Source organism: Streptomyces sp. 351MFTsu5.1 (genome assembly GCF_000383655.1).
Taxonomy (GTDB): Bacteria; Actinomycetota; Actinomycetes; order Streptomycetales; family Streptomycetaceae; genus Streptomyces; species Streptomyces griseorubiginosus.
In genome coordinates this window covers 623685-638558 of record NZ_KB911776.1, presented here as the reverse complement: position 1 = coordinate 638558, position 14874 = coordinate 623685, and the positions used below count along the sequence as shown (strand labels likewise).

Sequence of the window (14874 nt, the reverse complement as noted above, 5' to 3'; positions counted from 1 at the left end):
GTCACCCCGCTCGCGAAGCGTTGCACCGATCCTCACTTGCGTGCGCCCTTGGGGCGCTACATGTGCCTACGCGCGGCACGCAGCCACGGCCGGTCTGCAACAGCGTGACAACACTCAGACGGCCGGCCAGGCTCAAGCAGGGGACCAGATCGCTCACAGACATCGCGAAACGAGTCGAGGCAAGAGTGACCCCGCCTCCACCGGTCGTTCTCCCCGACCGCGAGGGACGATTGTGGTGTTCGGCATCGGCGTTGTGGTTGGCAGCGTCAGATCGATCTTGTATGCGATCTACGCCTGCGGTCGTACACGCGGGGGATCGGGGCTGCGCCCCAAGGAGTGGGAGAAATCTGGGAGAAGATCTTCTCCCATGCCCTCTCAGCCACCCTGCAATGCCAACCCACACCAACCCTCTGACCTGCGCGAACGCTCCCGAGAGCAGGTATCGATCTTGCCCGGACCTTATTCGGGACGAAGAGGTCGTGGGTTCAAATCCCGCCACCCCGACAGTGAAGTACCAGGTCAGGGGCCTGATCCGCGAGAGTGGATCAGGCCCCTGATGCGTCGCGTGACTAACTGCGTGACTATGCGCCCCTCATCAGGGCGTGTGCCTTGAAAGTTCGTGTCCCGCTGAGGCACGCATGGCGCTAGTGTGATGCCCTCACGTTCCAGGGACTCAGGCGTCTGACCGACCAGGTCGGCCACCGGCTACCAGGAGAGGCTAGCTGGGTAGTTCGCGAGCGTCTGACCGACTAGGTCGGCCGCGACGGGTGTCTTTCGAGGTTCGTCCGGCGCCGCGCTGCCGAGGTTCCGCGAATCACCCAGCCCCCTCCGTGAGAGTCGCTGGTGTGGGTGCCACCACACCGGCAGCCCCCTGTACCTGTTGTGATCTTCTGGCGCTGGCAGAACTCACCTCGACCGCGAACACGGTCGGGCTGAGCCTGCTCTAATGCCCAGTCTGGCTGTGTCATCCAGAAAGGGAACATGGCCAGTGGCTTGGGACGACAGCGTCAATTTGTGGCTACTTAGCCTCTTCGGCGTCGTGACGCTCTTCCTCCTCCTTCTGCCAGGACTGCTAGGAGCATTCGCTCCCGTGATTAAGGCTGTCCGAGATCTGCGAGACCTTTTGCGCGGAGGTAACGGAGACGACAGACATAACACCTAATGGCCCACGAGACCACGAACAGGTGTGGGCGGCGGTCACCAACGACCGCCGCCCACACCTGCTGACTCCCTATTGGCCCTTGCGTCTCTGGAAGATTTGATCCATCGCTTTCGCCCCTGTCTGGATCACGGGCCGGATCTGCTTCCGATAGACCTCCTCTGTCACAGCCGTACCGGAGTGTCCGACGAGCCGGGAGATCTCCTCCAGCGGGACGCCACGGTCGGAGAGCAGAGACACGAAGCTGTGCCGGAGCTCCCGGGGTGTCCACTCGTCGGCGTTGACACCGTCGACGTCCTTGAGCGCCTGGCGGAAGGCGCGGCGGACGTTCGCTGCGTCGAGTGGCTTGCCCACGGCCGAGGAGAAGACGAGCCCGTGTTCCTCCCACTTCTCGTCAGCGGCGAGCCGATCCCAGCCCTGATCTTCGAACTGCTGCCAGAGAGCTTCGATGCAGCGCGCCGGCAGGGCGAGGGTGCGCCTGGACTTCCGCGTCTTGGTGTCTCCAGTGCGCCGGACTGATCGCCAGACGGCGATGTGGGGAGGTTGGGGCGGGTCCATGTCGGGTCGCCCTTTCAGGAAGACGTGGTCCCAGGTGAGGGCGCGCAGTTCCTCGGTGCGGGCGCCCGTCAACAACGCGAGGACGATGTAGGCGTACATCGAGGTCCCTTCAGCCCCCTTCAGCACGGCCTCAGCTTGGGAGAAGGTGAGCGCCTTGGACGGCCGCCCGGCCTGCCCCTGAGGGACCGAGCACAGTTCGACGACGTTGCGCTTCACCTTGTCTCGCGCCATGGCCCGCTTGACCGCACGATTCAGGCAAGAGTGGAGGCCCTGGAGAGTGCGTGTGCTGAGCGTCTTCGCCTTGGTGGCCAGCCAGCGGTCAACGTCCTCCGCGCTGAGGTCGCGGAGCTTGCGAGCGCCGAGTGACGGGATGACGTGCTTCTCGCTCATCAGGGTGGTGGTCTCGACGGTGCTGGGGTCGAGGCCGGCCAGGCCGTAGGTGAGCCAGTCCTTCACCGCGTCCTTGACCGTGTAGTTGGTCGGGGCGATGGCAAGGCCGTCTTCGTGGTCCCGCAACACCTCCTTGAGCTGATTCTTCGCCTCCGTCTTGGTCTTGCCGCTCCCCCGCTTCACGATCCGCTTGCCGCTCGGATCAAAGCCGAGGTTCGCCGTGGCGATCCAACGCTGTCTCTTCTCGTCCCAGTGCAGGCCGCCATCACCGCGGCTACGACGCTTCGTCATCAGGCCGCCTCTCCCATCTGGCCCCGGATGAAGGCGCGTACGGCGGTGTCGGGGATGCGGCGGCATCCGTCGACCTTGATGGAGACCAGGCGGCGGGTGCGGATGAGGTCGTAGACCTTGGTGCGGCCGAGCTTGAGCCGGGTCATGACCTCCGGAACGGTGAGCAGTTCGGGCGCCCCCTCAGTCATGTGGTGGGCCCTCCTTCCGTTCCGAGGGCGGGTGCAAGGGAGGCAGTTAGCCAGGTCTCGGCGGCGATGAGGCCAGTTCCGGCGAAGACCCAGTGGGCGAGGACAAGGGTCGATTCCACCTCCGAAACTTCGGAGGTGCCGTTGCTGGCTGCTATTGCTTGGGCACGGCGCCACTCGGCACGGGCCTCACGGAGTGCCCCGAGCGTGGTCGAGTAGCGGCGGGATTTGGTGGAAAAGTGGCCACGGAAGCCGAGCATGTGGGCCCAGGCACGGAGCCTGAGGTCTGCCAGCTCACGGCGCGCGCCAAGGGACCGTGCGGTACGGATCATGCGCCTCGCATGATCCGTGATCCGAGCTTGGGCCAGTTCGGCGAGGAAGCGGATTTACCAGGTACAGAGCCTTCGACTCGGGCTCCAAAGGCTCCTCTGGTGCAGGGGGGTTGTCGGCCGTCCCCCCTGCTTGCGGGGCGCCGGCGCGACAGGAGACGTCGGCGACCTCGCGCTCGGACCGGGGCATCAGCAAGGTGTGGGTGTCCGTGTGGCTAGCGATCACCCCAGCCGGAGATGTGGCCGCTCGCCTCTCGGCGGGAAGTACCGCCAAGGTCACCTGGGTCAGCCTGGATGGCGCCGCCTGCCGTCTGGACACACCGTCGTCAGTGCCCAGCCGCGGTCTGGCTGGCCCTCCATTCAGGGGCCTCGGGCGCGTCCTGGAACTCCAGGAGGTGCTGTCCGGCGAGCCGCTGCAGGGCGTCGCGTACCTCTGCCGGTGTGACGTAGAAGAACTCCCGGCGGAGGTTGACCCGGTTGACGCGGCGGGACTCGAACTCCTGGTGCAGGCGGCGTTCCAGGCCGACGGCGTCCTCGCTGAAGATCAGGGCGTGTACGTCGAAGCGGAAGGGGACAGACGCGTCCCCGAGTTCGATGACGCGGTCCATGGGATCGAGGCGCCGGGTCATACCGATCTTGACCATGCGTTCGCCGAACGCTCCGACATTGGAGATGACGTAGACGTATCCGGCCCGGATGTTGGCCTCGCGAGCCTCGACCGCCTCCAGTTCGGCGCCCAGTTCGGCGAGCTTCCCTTCGAGTTCCGCGATGGAGGCCGCATCGCCCGTGCCGGAGCGCAGGCGGCGCAGGGCGCTCTCGTAGTGACTGCGTTCCTTCTCCAGCCGCTGACGCTCGCGCTCGATCTCGCGCTGCAGGCGCTCCTCCTCGCGCTGCTGGGCGCGTAGCTCCCGCTGCTCCTCCCGCTCAGTCTCCTTCCTCACCAGGTAGTCGGCCGTCAGCTCCAACTCCTGCACCCGCAGCAGGTGGTAGTCATCGCCGATGCGGATCTGCATGGTGGCGCCGAGCCGGGCGATTGACTCCCGTGTCTTGCCGAGCCGGTCGATCAGCGAGTCGAGCCGGTGCGGCTTCATGCCGCGCACCGCGTTGTCCGCTTCGGCGTTGTACGCGCGCAGCATCAGCTTGGAGAAGTCACGGACCATCTTGCGACCCTTGGCCGCTGAACCGTCCACCATCCAGTACTGGTTTCCGAGCACGGCCCGGTCGTCCTTCGCCAACTGCTTGTAGCGCGCCTTGAGACCGTCGAGCCGGCCCTTGTAGGCGAGCGCGTCGGCGAGCGGATGACGGTACTCGTAGATGCCGGCTTCCTGCAGCATCCGCATCTCGTCGGTGAGCACCAGATCCCGGCGCGCGGCCGTGAGACGCTGTTCAGCCTCCGCCGTCTGGCGAGCCATGTCGTCGGCTTGGCGGCGCACGTCGACCAGGGACTGCGCGGCGCTCTCGGCGGCGTGCTCTATCTTCTCGTCGAGCAGAGCGTCGATCCGTCCGATCTCTTGGAGCTTCTCCTCGTGCGCGCGGCGCAGCCGCTGCTGCTCGGCAGCGATCTGCGCGCTGTCGGCTCCGATGACCCGACTCAATTGCTCCGTCAGGTGACGGTTGTCCTCCTGTAGCCCGAGTACCTGTGTTTCCATCAGCGCCAGCTCGCCCGCCAGACGCGCCGCCTCGGACTCCGCTTGCTTGCGGCGTCGGCCGAACAGGCCCCCACCTGTGGCCGGGACCGTCGCGTGAGGACCGTAGGAGGACTGCTGGGGAACGGGTGCGCTCGGTTGCGGCGCGGCCCCCTCCGGGATCCAGATCTCCCAGCCTGGGGGTGTGGGCCATGCGGGGTCCGGTTCCCAGCCCGGTGGCGGGCTCCACCCCTCCGGCGGGGCGGGCCAGGTGGGCGGCGGGTTGAACCGGTAGGTCATGGGGCAACGACTCCTGTCGCGAGGGCGAGAGACGGCCGGCGTATCCCCGATGCCGTCCGGCAGCCAGCGGGCCGAGTCGAACGTACTCGGCCTTGTGGACCTTCGTCCTGCCATCTCCTGTTTTTGGCCCTCCTGGCAGCAGATCTGACGAGGTGGGTAAGCCGCAGGGAGCCGTTGGACTCCGGCCTCTGCCAGGGCGACCCTCCGCCGGCACTTCGTCCTCGAGGGACCGATCCGGCGACCCCGGGCACGGCCGACCGCCCCTGACGCACCGGGTGAAGGTGAAGCGAGGATGGCCACCCCTCTGTGCGCGGACAAGTGCCTGTCCGATCTCAAGAACGACTCGGCGTTGTCGAACACGGATCCTTGCGCACCCATAACCGCGACCAGCACGGCAACTGGGGCCCGTGAACGGGGTGATGATCCATCACACCGGGGCGTACTCCTCCGAGGACGACATGGGTGCTGTGCCAGACCGGCTACGGCTTCGAGGCCCATTTACGAGCTGGACCGTCCTCTGCTGCTCATGCCCGGGTACCAAGTGCATCGCTGAGGTCAACAAGTGATCGTCAACGCGCGGTCGGGAACGTGGTGGCTCCAACCGGCCGTTGGGAGCCGTGGTGCTGGGAGTGGCGCCTTCTCTGACGATCGCATCTGTACGGCAGCGCTCAGGACGCCGCGCCACAACCGCACCAGATCGAGCGGGGACCAGCGGGGAGCCACAGTGAAAGCAGTCGAGCCCGACGAGGCCACGCACCACCTATTCGCCCAGGTCAACGCTCGAATCGGCTGCAAATGCCCGCAGCTTCCCAAGCTGATGGCACGCGTTGCTCGGTCCAGGAGCAGAGTCAGAGGAGGTCTCGCCAGAAGGGGACCGTTGCCCTCGGGTTCCAGTCCTCGTCGACGTCGCCGCGTGCCTCGTCGAATTCCCGGGGCACGTAGTCGGCCAGGTCCAGCCCGTAGTGGATGACATCGGTCTGCCACATCGAGAGCACCGGATGACCGAAGCTTCCCCGCCCGGCCGGCAGGTATCGGTGGGCGTACACAGGCACCAGCACCGGCGCCGCCTTCAAATGACGCGCTGCCGTATCCAGTGCCGTCGCCCCATCCGACGGACGCTCGCCCCAGCCATCCCACCAGAACGCGCTGTGCTCGACGCTGAGGAGGACACCCTCGACCGGCCAGGCGAGCTGTCGACTCAAGCTGTCCAGGTCGCCGCCCCTCCACTCCGGCCAGGGCTTGGACCAGGTCTGCCCGTCCTCGGGAGGAACGTTGACCGGTAGGCCGGCTGCAAGGAACGCTCGGTGATCGTCTGCGAACTCGAAGCCGTACTCGCTCTCGATACGGGCGAACTCGGCGTCCGTCAGCCCCGGCTCGAACTCGTAGAGCCCCGTCTCTGCCAGGCGGCGGGCGGCTTCCGCGCCCAGACGTACTCCCTCGCTGCTGATCACGGCGGCAACGCTAGAGCCAATTGAGGCCCGCAGTCACCCGAGTTGTGCGAGAGCCTCCGTTCCAGAGGACGTCGAGGAAGTGCGGACGTGATCCTACGATCTTCGCACTCACGCTCACCCCAAAGAGGAGTTCGACCACCGTAGGAGCCGCACCGGGAACAGTGTCGGCCGCTTGGTCAGCATCTCCATTTCACGACGTGTGGTTCAGCCAGCGTTGCAGGGTGGTGTTGATGCTGGCGGGCAGGGCGCTGAGCTGGTCGATGGCGTCGCGGTCCTCGGGGCGCGGGGGGATGCCGGCGGTGGTCAGCGCGGCGTGCAGGGCCAGACGGCGGTGGTCGCGAGGGGCGATGAGGGTGTTGAGGCGCTCGGAGGGGTTGGGCGGCGGGAGCAGGTAGTCCATGTCCTGCCCTGCCGAGGCTACGGCCGGGGGCCAGGCGTTCTGTGCCGGGTCGGCGGCGTAGGGGTCGACGAAGGTCTGCGTCGTGTGGTGATCCAGCGCGATGGTCATGTCGGTCTCCTCGCGGGCTGCGGGTGGATGTGCGTAGGGAGAGCCGTCCGTGCCCATCGGCGGTTGCGGCTGCCTGATGACATCACGCCGACGGCGTCTTCGGCGGCTCATCGTCTTCTCCGACCAGCACAGCAGCGCACGTCGGCTGCGCGTGACCAGCCGCCCGTAGGGAACGGCGCCGGGAGAGGCCGGAGGCTGTTACGCACTTTCGGGTGGCGGGTGGTGCGGCTGCCGGGGTGGCGCGTCCTGGCGATCGCGGCGGGCGGGCAAGCCCCGTACGGCGTGTTCGCGTGGCGGGACGTCAACTTCGCGCATACGGCGCATGAATGGACGTTACAGGCGAGAGTCACGACAACATGGGCGAACGGTAACGGAGCGCCCGTATCGCGTTCACAACCTGCACGGCGGGGCCATGGTGTGGATGCGCGGCCAAGCCGGCCGCCACCCGCACACACCGCACCAGCCCGTTCCGCCCGGTCATACGGCCGGGGCCGGAGTCGGCCAGGTGCCCGTACAGCCTGGGGGCCTTTGTGTCTTCTTCCACGGTGACCGCCCGTCGTCTGTCCGCCGCCGCTCTCGCGGCCGCCGCGATCGTCGGGGCGGTGGCGCTGCCGGCGTCGGCGGCCGACCACGCCCGGCCCGACCGGCCGAAGGTGGAGATCAGCGCGGTCCAGTACGACTCCCCCGGCCCCGAGGACCGCTCGCGGCGCTCGCTGAACAAGGAGTGGGTGGAGCTCACCAACACCACCCGCCACACCGTCAACCTCGACGGCTGGACCCTGAAGAACAAGGACGGCCGCACCTACACCTTCGACCACTACCGCCTTGAGGGCCGCGCCACCGTCCGCATCCACACCGGCGAGGGTCGCGACACCGACAGCGACCTGTACATGGACCGCCACAACTACGTGTGGGACAACTACTCCGACACCGCCACCCTGCGCAACGACCACGACCGCTTCATCGACGCCGCCTCCTGGGGCGGCCGCCACCACCACGGTGGTCACCACCACCACTGACCCCTCTCTGCCCGCCCGCGGCATGACGTGACGACGAGGGCGTAGGGGCGCGGTCCAGCAGGTACGTCCTGCCGGTACGTCCTGCCGGGCCATGCGCTGAGCCCCGCAGACACCCCCTCGCCCTCACAAATGCGGCTGTGGCCCTGACCGGCTTACCGGTCAGGGCCACAGCCGCGCTCAGAGCCCGAACTCAGGTCGCACAGCGCCATGTGAAGGGGCATCGACAGGAAGAGCCGTGTGGCTGAGGATCCTGGGGTGACTGACGACGAACTCGTCCTGGCGGTACGTGCGCATGTGGCCGACCGTGGATTGCCTGGTCCTGCGTCTGCTGAGGACATTGCCGCCTTCGAGGAGGTGGTGGGGCATCCCATGCCCGAGCTGTTGAAGCGGATCTATCTCGAAGTCGCCAACGGTGGCTTCGGGCCGTGGCAAGTGGTGTCCCTGACCGAGACCGACGACTGGTTCAGCGACTGCGCGGACATCACCATGGCGTACCGCGGATTCACCGGACCCGACGACGCCGTCCCGCCCGGGATCGTCCCGTTGATGGACCGGGGCTGCGCGATGTGGACACTGATCGACTTCCGTTCGGCCGACGGACAGATGTGGGACTGGGATCCCAACCAGTGCTGCATCCGGCATGCCGCTGCGCCGATCGGACAGTCCCTCGCACAGTGGCTCACCGAGTGGTTGCGGGGCGCAGCTCACGAAGGCCCCTACCCCCTTCGCGCACCGGCCGACTCCGAGTGCGGCAACCCGTGAGGGCGGATCAAGGACGCTGCCGACGAGCGCCGCTGATCCTTCACCGACCCCCGCCGACGCGTCTCCCCGTGGCGCCGCCGCCAACGCCGTGAGGCCCCAGCCGGCCACGCTGGGTCTTTCTTTTTTCCCCAACCTCTAGTCGAATAGCGCCACTTGAAGCACGCGTGTGCCATGCGTTGCGGATGTCCCCGACCAGGACCTCAACCACCTGCGGCCGACCGCGTCACGGGAAGGACCCCCCACAAGTGACCAACAGACCCTTCGCGATGGCGCAGGCCACGGGGGCGCACCGAGGGCGACCGTGGGCCGGCCCGATCCGACGGGACATCCCGAGGCACGACCACGACTTGGCGCCAACATCAAGACCGAGAGACGAATGCGCGACGGCCGACTGAGCAGGCCGAACAGCCGCCTGTCCACAGCCACCTGAACGCCCCCGGTCCGGCATGCGACGAGGGCAAAAGGCGACCAGCCACCGTACCGACGACGCCCGGTGCCGCCTGGCGCCACCTGATGCCGCCGACAGGGGCCACCCCCACCCCCCCTCAGGGCGATGCACCCCGCCCCCCGGGATTCACCTCCCTCGGCGAGAGATCGCCACGTCAAACGGAGACACACATGCCCCGCTCTCCCCTGAACCGTCGCGCGTTCATCCTCCTCGGTGCCACGGTCGCCGCGGCCGCCGGCGCCCGGACATCGGTGGCCGCCGCGGCGACCTCCCCGACCGCGCTCGCCGGCGTGCCGACGCCGGTCCGGATCGTCGACGACAAGGCGACCCCCGCCACCCGCGCGCTGTTCGCGTATCTGAGGCGGCAGCAGGGCAAAGGCATCCTGTTCGGTCACCAGCACGACCTCACCTATGGCTTCACCTTCACCACCCCGGACGGCAAGGCGTCCGACACCAGGGCGGCAGTGGGCGACTACCCCGCGGTCTTCGGCTGGGACACCCTCATCCTCGACGGCGACGAACGCCCCGGTCGCCCCGATGTCGAAGGCGGGACCGAAGCCGAGAACATCGCCGCGCTCAGCCGGTGCATCCGTTTGGGGGACGCACGCGGCGGGATCAACACCCTCAGCGCTCACCTGCCGAACTTCGTCACGGGCAAGGACTTCTACGACACAACGGGCCGCGTGGTCGGCCAGATCCTTCCCGGAGGCGCGAAGCACGCGGCCTTCAACGCCTTCCTCGACCGCATCGCGAAGGCGGTCAAGGGCGCGCGACGTCCGGACGGCACCGCCATCCCGGTCGTCTTCCGCCCCTTCCACGAGAACAACGGAGCCTGGTTCTGGTGGGGCGCAGGCCACACCACCTCGGCCGAGTTCACCGAGCTGTTCCGCTACACCGTCGAGTACCTGCGTGACACCAGGGGCGTCCACAACCTGCTCTACGCCTACTCGCCCAACTCGAGTTTCGGAGGCGATCCGACCGGCTACCTGAAGACCTACCCCGGCGACCGTTTCGTCGACGTCCTCGGCTACGACTCCTACGACGAGAACGCCGGACCCACCCCCTGGCTCGACGGCGTGGTGAAGGATCTGGCGATGGTGGTCCGGCTGGCGAACGAGCGGGGCAAGGTGCCTGCCTTCACCGAGTTCGGGGAGGGGGGCACCGAGATCCGCAACCTGCAGTGGTTCACGCAGCTGTTGCAGGCCGTCAAGGCGGACCCGTTGGCCCGTCGGATGACGTACATGCTCACCTGGGCCAACTTCGGTGGCACCAAGCGTGCTTACGTCCCGTACCCGGGCCACGCCCTGCTGCCGGACTTCGTCGCCTACCACCAGGACCCCTACACCCTGTTCGCCGCCGATCTCCGCGGGGTGTACTCCGCTCACACCACCGCTGTCAGGAACGCCCCGTTCCTGCACCTCGTGACCCCGACCGACCGACAGCGCGCAACGGCCTCCAGAACGACCGTCCGGGTGCGTGTCACGCCCGCGAGGGCGAGCCGGGTCACCTACTCCGTGAACGGCGGACGCGCCGGACGCCTGCACCTCGACGCCGACGGCTTCTACTCGGGCGACTGGTCGATCGACCCGGCCTTGCGGAACAACCGCTCGGTGACCCTCACCGTGAGCGCGCAGGTGGACGGCAGGACGCTCACCGACTCGGCCGTGGTCCTCCTCGGCGAGGTCGCACCCCTGCCTGCCGGCTGGGTCGACGACTTCGAGGGATACGCCGGCGACGACACCGCCCTGAGCGAGGCGTACACCCATGTCAACTCCCACACCCTCACCCTGTCGGCCGACCACAAGTCCTCGGGCTCCTACGGACTGGCCTACGCGTACGACTTCACCGGCGCCGAGTACACCGGCACGGGCAGGCCGGTCGACGCGGACTGGTCCGCCTTCACGTCCCTTGCGCTGTGGATGCAGGGCGACGGTTCCGCAAACGGCGGGGCGCTCCAGATCGTCGCCGGGGGAGGCGATTTCTGGTACCAGGTTCCGCTGTCCGACACGAGCGGACAGGAGGTCAGGGCACCTTTCGGCGAGTTCACGCCCGCGCCCTGGGACACCGCACACGCCGGAGCCGTGCTCGACGCGGCTCACCTCGCCCAAGTGACGGCGTTCAACCTGTACCTCGTCCACGGGGACGGGGCGGCGACCAAGGGCATCGTGTACGTGGACGACATCAGAGCCGAATGACCCACCCCCGGCACAGGAGTTGTGGCTAGCCGATCCCCGCGCCCCGAGTCGACGTCCAGAACGTGACCGTCGGGCCGTACGCGGTGTCCTCCTCGTCGGTCACCTCGACCGTGATCTCGCGGTCGGGGTAGCGGGTGGTGAGGAGTGCCTGCCAGGTCTCGCCGAGGGCGAGGGCCAGTTGGGGGAGTTCCTCGGCCAGGTGGTCGTCGTCGGTGAGGGGGGTGTTGGTGAAGAGGGTCCAGAGTTCCACGTGGTTGGCGACCGACTCGACGCGTTCCCGGTTGCCGGACAGGGTGGTGAACCAGGTGTCGACGGTGGACGGGGTGAAGCGGTCCTTGAGGAAGATCGCGCCGCGGTACTCCACCGTCTCCGGGCAGAACAGCCAGGCCGCCGCCAGGACGAAGCGCAGGCCGCCCTCGAAGTCGAGGTAGTGGGACGGGGTGAGGTCCTCGTCCTTCCAGTCCTTGCGCCAGCGCGTGAAGAAGGCCGGCAGCTTCCGGTCGGACCACGACGGGCCGTTGCTGCTCACGAGGTCTCCTGGGGGAACATCCGCGCACTCTACGTCGGCTCCCGGCCGATCCAAAGCTTGCGCAAGCTCTAAACTGTTCGGTGTGGAAGCAGTGGAGAACGTGGAGTCGGGCGGCTTGAGCGGGTGGGAAGTCGCCGTGCTCGATGGTGGGCCGGCCGACGGGATGCGGGTGAAGGTCGCCAACCGGCCCCGGGTGGTGCAGGTGACGTATCCCTGCCGGGCCGAGGGTGCGGCGGCCGGGGTGCGGGTCGAGGGGGTCTACGTCTATCGGCTCGACCACGGGGTGACCGAGGAACCGCTGCGGTACGGGTTCGACATCGCCTGCCCCTGACCCCGGGTCCCTGACCCGACGCCCTGATCTGCCCCCCTGACCCGGAACGGTCCGCAGCCCGTCCCTGTCCGTCAGGCCACTGGCGCCACCGGCGTCTTTCAGGCCACTGGCGCCACCGGCGCCCTCGGCGGCCTGCGGTCCTGCCGTGCTCTCGCCGTCATCAGGCCCGCCGCGTACAGGGTCAGGACCGCCGCGAGAAGGCCGTAGTAGATGCCCGGCAGGGGGCTCAGGCCGAGGAGACCGCCCAGTGCGGACATGGGCAGGAAGAGGCCGGTCGCGGCCAGGGCCGCCGCGGACCAGGTGACCGGGCCCGGGCGCCGGGCGCTCGTGCCGCGTGCGCCGAGGGACAGCAGGACCATCACCACGGCCTGGGTCAGCAGGTTCTCGGTGAACCAGCCCGAGTGGAACAGGGCCTCGTCGTCGCCCGGACCGCGCAGGGCGAAGGCCAGCACGCCGAAGGTCGCGAGGTCCGCCACGGCGTTCAGGGCGCCGAAGCCGACGATGAAGCGGAGCAGCGCCCGGGGTTCCAGGACGGTCGGGCGGCGTAGCGCGGACGGGGCGGGACGGTCGTAGGCGAAGGCCAGTTGGGCCGCGTCGAAGCACAGGTTCTGGACGAGGACCTGGGCCGGGAGCATCGGCAGGAAGGGCAGGAGCAGGCCCGCGGAGAGCATCGCGATCACGTTGCCGAGGTTGGAGGAGAGCGTGATGCGCAGGTACGAGGCGATGTTGCCGCCCGCGTGACGGCCCGCGGCGACCGCGTGGCCGATCGCGGTGAGGTCCTTCCCGGCGAGGATCAGGTCCGCGTTGTCCCTGGTCACCCCGGCGGCGTTCCGGGGGGCGAGGCCGACGTCGGCGGTGCGCAGGGCGGGCAGGTCGTTGACGCCGTCGCCGAGGAAGCCGACCGTGTGGCCGCCGGTCTGGAGGGCCCGGGTGATCCGGGTCTTGTGTTCGGGGGTGCAGCGGGCGAAGACGGTCGTACGGCCTGCCAGTTCTGTCAGTTCGGGGTCGGTGAGGGTGTCGAGGCGGTCGGCGGTGAGGACGCCGGCGACCGGGATCCCGAGGTCGCGGCAGGTGCGGACAGCCGTGCCCGGGTGGTCGCCGGTGAGGACCTTGACGGTGACGCCCCGCTCCGCGAGGCCGGCGAGGGCTTCGGCGGCGGTGGGGACGAGGTCGTCCCGGAGGGTCACCAGGCCGCGGAAGGTGAGGCCGCGTTCGTGGGGGCGGGTTCCGGCGGGGCGTTCGGCGGTGGCGACGGCGAGGACGCGCAGCCCGTCGGCCGCCTGCGCCTCGGCGAGGGCGCGCAGGCGGTGGCGCTCCTCGTCGGTCAGGGAGCAGCGTTCCAGTACGGCCTCCGCGGCGCCCTTGGTGATCAGGGTGTGCGTGCCGAGCCGGCCGGGGGCGCGGACGACCACGGTCGCCAGGCGGCGGGCCGGGTCGAAGGGGAGGGCCGTGACGCCGTCGTACGCCATGAGGGCGCCCTCGTCGGCGGTGGTGAGGAGGGCCTCGTCGAGGGCGTCGGGGGCGGGCAGGTCGGCGAGTTGGAGGGACCACCAGGCGGCGGCCGCGGCCCAGCGCAGTACCTCGGGGTCGTCCTGGCCCTCGGCGTTCAGGGCCCGGTCGACCACCGGGCGGTCCTGGGTGAGGGTGCCGGTCTTGTCGACGCACAGGACGTCCATGGCGCCGATGTCGTGCAGCGCGGGGAGCCGGCGGACGATCACGTCGTGGGTGCGGGCGAGGAGCGCCGCCCCGCGGGCCAGGCAGGTCGTGACCAGGACCGGGAGCATCTCGGGGGTCAGGCCCACCGCGACCGCGACGGCGAAGGGCAGGGTCTCCAGTCCCCGGCCGCGGAGGGCGGCGTTCGCCATCAGGACGAGGGGCGGGGTCAGCAGGGCGAAGCGGATCAGGATCCAGGAGACACCCTGGACCGAGCGCTCGAAGGAGGTCGCCGGGGGTTTGCCGGTACGGCGGTGAGCCGCGGCGAAACGGGTGTCGGCGCCGGTCGCGGTGACCACGGCGGTGGCGCTGCCGGAGGCGACGCTGGTGCCCTGGAAGCAGAGGTGGGGCTGCTGGAAGACACCGGTGCCCGCGGGGTCGGTCCCGGCGGTGCCGGTCCCGGCGATGCCGCTCTCATCGGCGGACTTCGGCACCGGGGCGGACTCTCCGGTGAGGGCGGCCTGGTGGACGGTGAGTCCGGTCGAGCGCAGCAGTCGTACGTCCGCGGGGACCAGGTCGCCCGGGCCCAGCCGTACGACGTCGCCCGGGACGAGTTCCTCGACCGGGATCTCGCGGGTCGCCGGGGCGGTGTCCTCGTCGGCCCGGCGCTGGACCGTGACGGTGATCGCCACCAGGTGGCGCAGGCCGGCCGTGGAGCGGTCGGCGCGGTGTTCGCCGGAGGCGCGCAGGACGCAGCTCACGGCGACCAGGAGGAGGATCACCGAGGCTGTGCCCCAGGCGTAGACGGCGGCGGACACCAGTCCCAGGCAGAGCAGTACCGCGGTGAACGGGTCGCGCGCACTCCGGGCGAGCAGCCGGGCCCAGGAGGGGTCCCGGGTGTCCGGCACCCGGTTCTCCCCGAACCGCCCGAGCCGCTCCTCCGCCTGGCCCTCGGTCAGACCCCGCGGCCCGGCGTCGAGCCCACGGAGGACTTCCAGGAGGGTGGGGGTGGCGGTGGGGGTGGACTCCGGGGTGTCGGAAGCAGGAGTGAGCGGCCCGGCGGACACCGGCGCCTGCTCACCCGGACCCCCCGCACCACCAGCCCCGGCCGCCACCGCCTCCAACCGGTCCGGCTCGCCCG

11 protein-coding genes and 1 pseudogene are annotated in these 14874 nt (G+C 69.1%); 4 read left to right on the top strand and 8 right to left on the bottom strand.

Going from position 1 to position 14874, the window contains the following annotated elements; translation table 11 throughout:
* Nucleotides 1–1231: 1231 nt before the first annotated feature.
* The 6 genes and pseudogenes from H295_RS0106365 to H295_RS0106340 form a co-directional block, all read right to left on the bottom strand.
* Nucleotides 1232–2398 (bottom strand): site-specific integrase, encoded by a 1167-nt coding sequence (locus H295_RS0106365; RefSeq protein WP_020134502.1) that lies wholly within the window; start codon nucleotides 2396–2398, stop codon nucleotides 1232–1234.
* Nucleotides 2398–2586 carry a helix-turn-helix domain-containing protein gene (locus tag H295_RS0106360; RefSeq protein WP_020134501.1) on the bottom strand — a complete coding sequence of 63 codons (189 nt, stop codon included), beginning with the start codon at nucleotides 2584–2586 and terminating at the stop codon, nucleotides 2398–2400. Before H295_RS0106360 ends, H295_RS0106365 begins: the two co-directional genes overlap by 1 nt.
* Nucleotides 2583–2969, bottom strand: a pseudogene (locus tag H295_RS47820) (replication initiator); the annotation flags it as partial. The pseudogene H295_RS47820 and the gene H295_RS0106360, both read right to left, overlap by 4 nt.
* Nucleotides 2970–3238: 269 nt before the next feature.
* The gene (locus tag H295_RS0106350; RefSeq protein ID WP_020134500.1) at nucleotides 3239–4507 is read right to left on the bottom strand and encodes a DUF4041 domain-containing protein; all 1269 of its coding nucleotides are present in this window, start codon (nucleotides 4505–4507) and stop codon (nucleotides 3239–3241) included.
* 1178 nt (nucleotides 4508–5685) lie between these two features.
* Nucleotides 5686–6288 (bottom strand): hypothetical protein, encoded by a 603-nt coding sequence (locus H295_RS0106345; protein WP_020134499.1) that lies wholly within the window; start codon nucleotides 6286–6288, stop codon nucleotides 5686–5688.
* 190 nt (nucleotides 6289–6478) lie between these two features.
* Nucleotides 6479–6796 carry a hypothetical protein gene (locus H295_RS0106340; RefSeq protein WP_020134498.1) on the bottom strand — a complete coding sequence of 106 codons (318 nt, stop codon included), beginning with the start codon at nucleotides 6794–6796 and terminating at the stop codon, nucleotides 6479–6481.
* Nucleotides 6797–7341: 545 nt separating this feature from the next.
* On the opposite strand from H295_RS0106340, the gene H295_RS0106335 reads away from it, so the two are divergent.
* The 3 genes from H295_RS0106335 to H295_RS0106325 all read left to right on the top strand — a co-directional run bounded on the left by H295_RS0106335 (nucleotide 7342) and on the right by H295_RS0106325 (nucleotide 11220).
* Nucleotides 7342–7815, top strand: coding sequence for a lamin tail domain-containing protein (locus tag H295_RS0106335; protein ID WP_020134497.1), 474 nt, complete (start codon nucleotides 7342–7344; stop codon nucleotides 7813–7815).
* Nucleotides 7816–8070: 255 nt separating this feature from the next.
* A complete protein-coding gene (locus H295_RS0106330) occupies nucleotides 8071–8577 on the top strand; it encodes an SMI1/KNR4 family protein (protein ID WP_028809108.1) in 507 nt (168 codons plus the stop codon).
* A gap of 618 nt (nucleotides 8578–9195) precedes the next feature.
* Nucleotides 9196–11220 carry a glycosyl hydrolase gene (locus tag H295_RS0106325; protein ID WP_020134495.1) on the top strand — a complete coding sequence of 675 codons (2025 nt, stop codon included), beginning with the start codon at nucleotides 9196–9198 and terminating at the stop codon, nucleotides 11218–11220.
* A 25-nt stretch (nucleotides 11221–11245) separates the two neighbouring features.
* Here H295_RS0106325 and H295_RS0106320 read toward each other — a convergent pair whose 3' ends face one another.
* Nucleotides 11246–11749 (bottom strand): hypothetical protein, encoded by a 504-nt coding sequence (locus tag H295_RS0106320; RefSeq protein WP_020134494.1) that lies wholly within the window; start codon nucleotides 11747–11749, stop codon nucleotides 11246–11248.
* Nucleotides 11750–11840: 91 nt separating this feature from the next.
* Between H295_RS0106320 and H295_RS0106315 the strand changes: the two genes are divergently transcribed.
* The gene (locus tag H295_RS0106315) at nucleotides 11841–12080 is read left to right on the top strand and encodes a hypothetical protein (RefSeq protein WP_020134493.1); all 240 of its coding nucleotides are present in this window, start codon (nucleotides 11841–11843) and stop codon (nucleotides 12078–12080) included.
* Nucleotides 12081–12178: 98 nt separating this feature from the next.
* Here the strand turns inward: H295_RS0106315 and mgtA are convergent, their stop codons facing one another.
* The gene (gene mgtA / locus H295_RS0106310; RefSeq protein WP_020134492.1) at nucleotides 12179–14800 is read right to left on the bottom strand and encodes a magnesium-translocating P-type ATPase; all 2622 of its coding nucleotides are present in this window, start codon (nucleotides 14798–14800) and stop codon (nucleotides 12179–12181) included.
* Nucleotides 14801–14874 lie beyond the last annotated feature (74 nt).

Bases quoted from the DNA above. Each gene is read 5' to 3' on its own strand.
- H295_RS0106325 (WP_020134495.1), top strand. From the start codon at position 9,196: ATGCCCCGCTCTCCCCTGAACCGTCGCGCGTTCATCCTCCTCGGTGCC.
- H295_RS0106360 (WP_020134501.1), bottom strand. From the start codon at position 2,586: ATGACTGAGGGGGCGCCCGAACTGCTCACCGTTCCGGAGGTCATGACC.
- H295_RS0106365 (WP_020134502.1), bottom strand. From the start codon at position 2,398: ATGACGAAGCGTCGTAGCCGCGGTGATGGCGGCCTGCACTGGGACGAG.
- H295_RS0106340 (WP_020134498.1), bottom strand. From the start codon at position 6,796: ATGACCATCGCGCTGGATCACCACACGACGCAGACCTTCGTCGACCCC.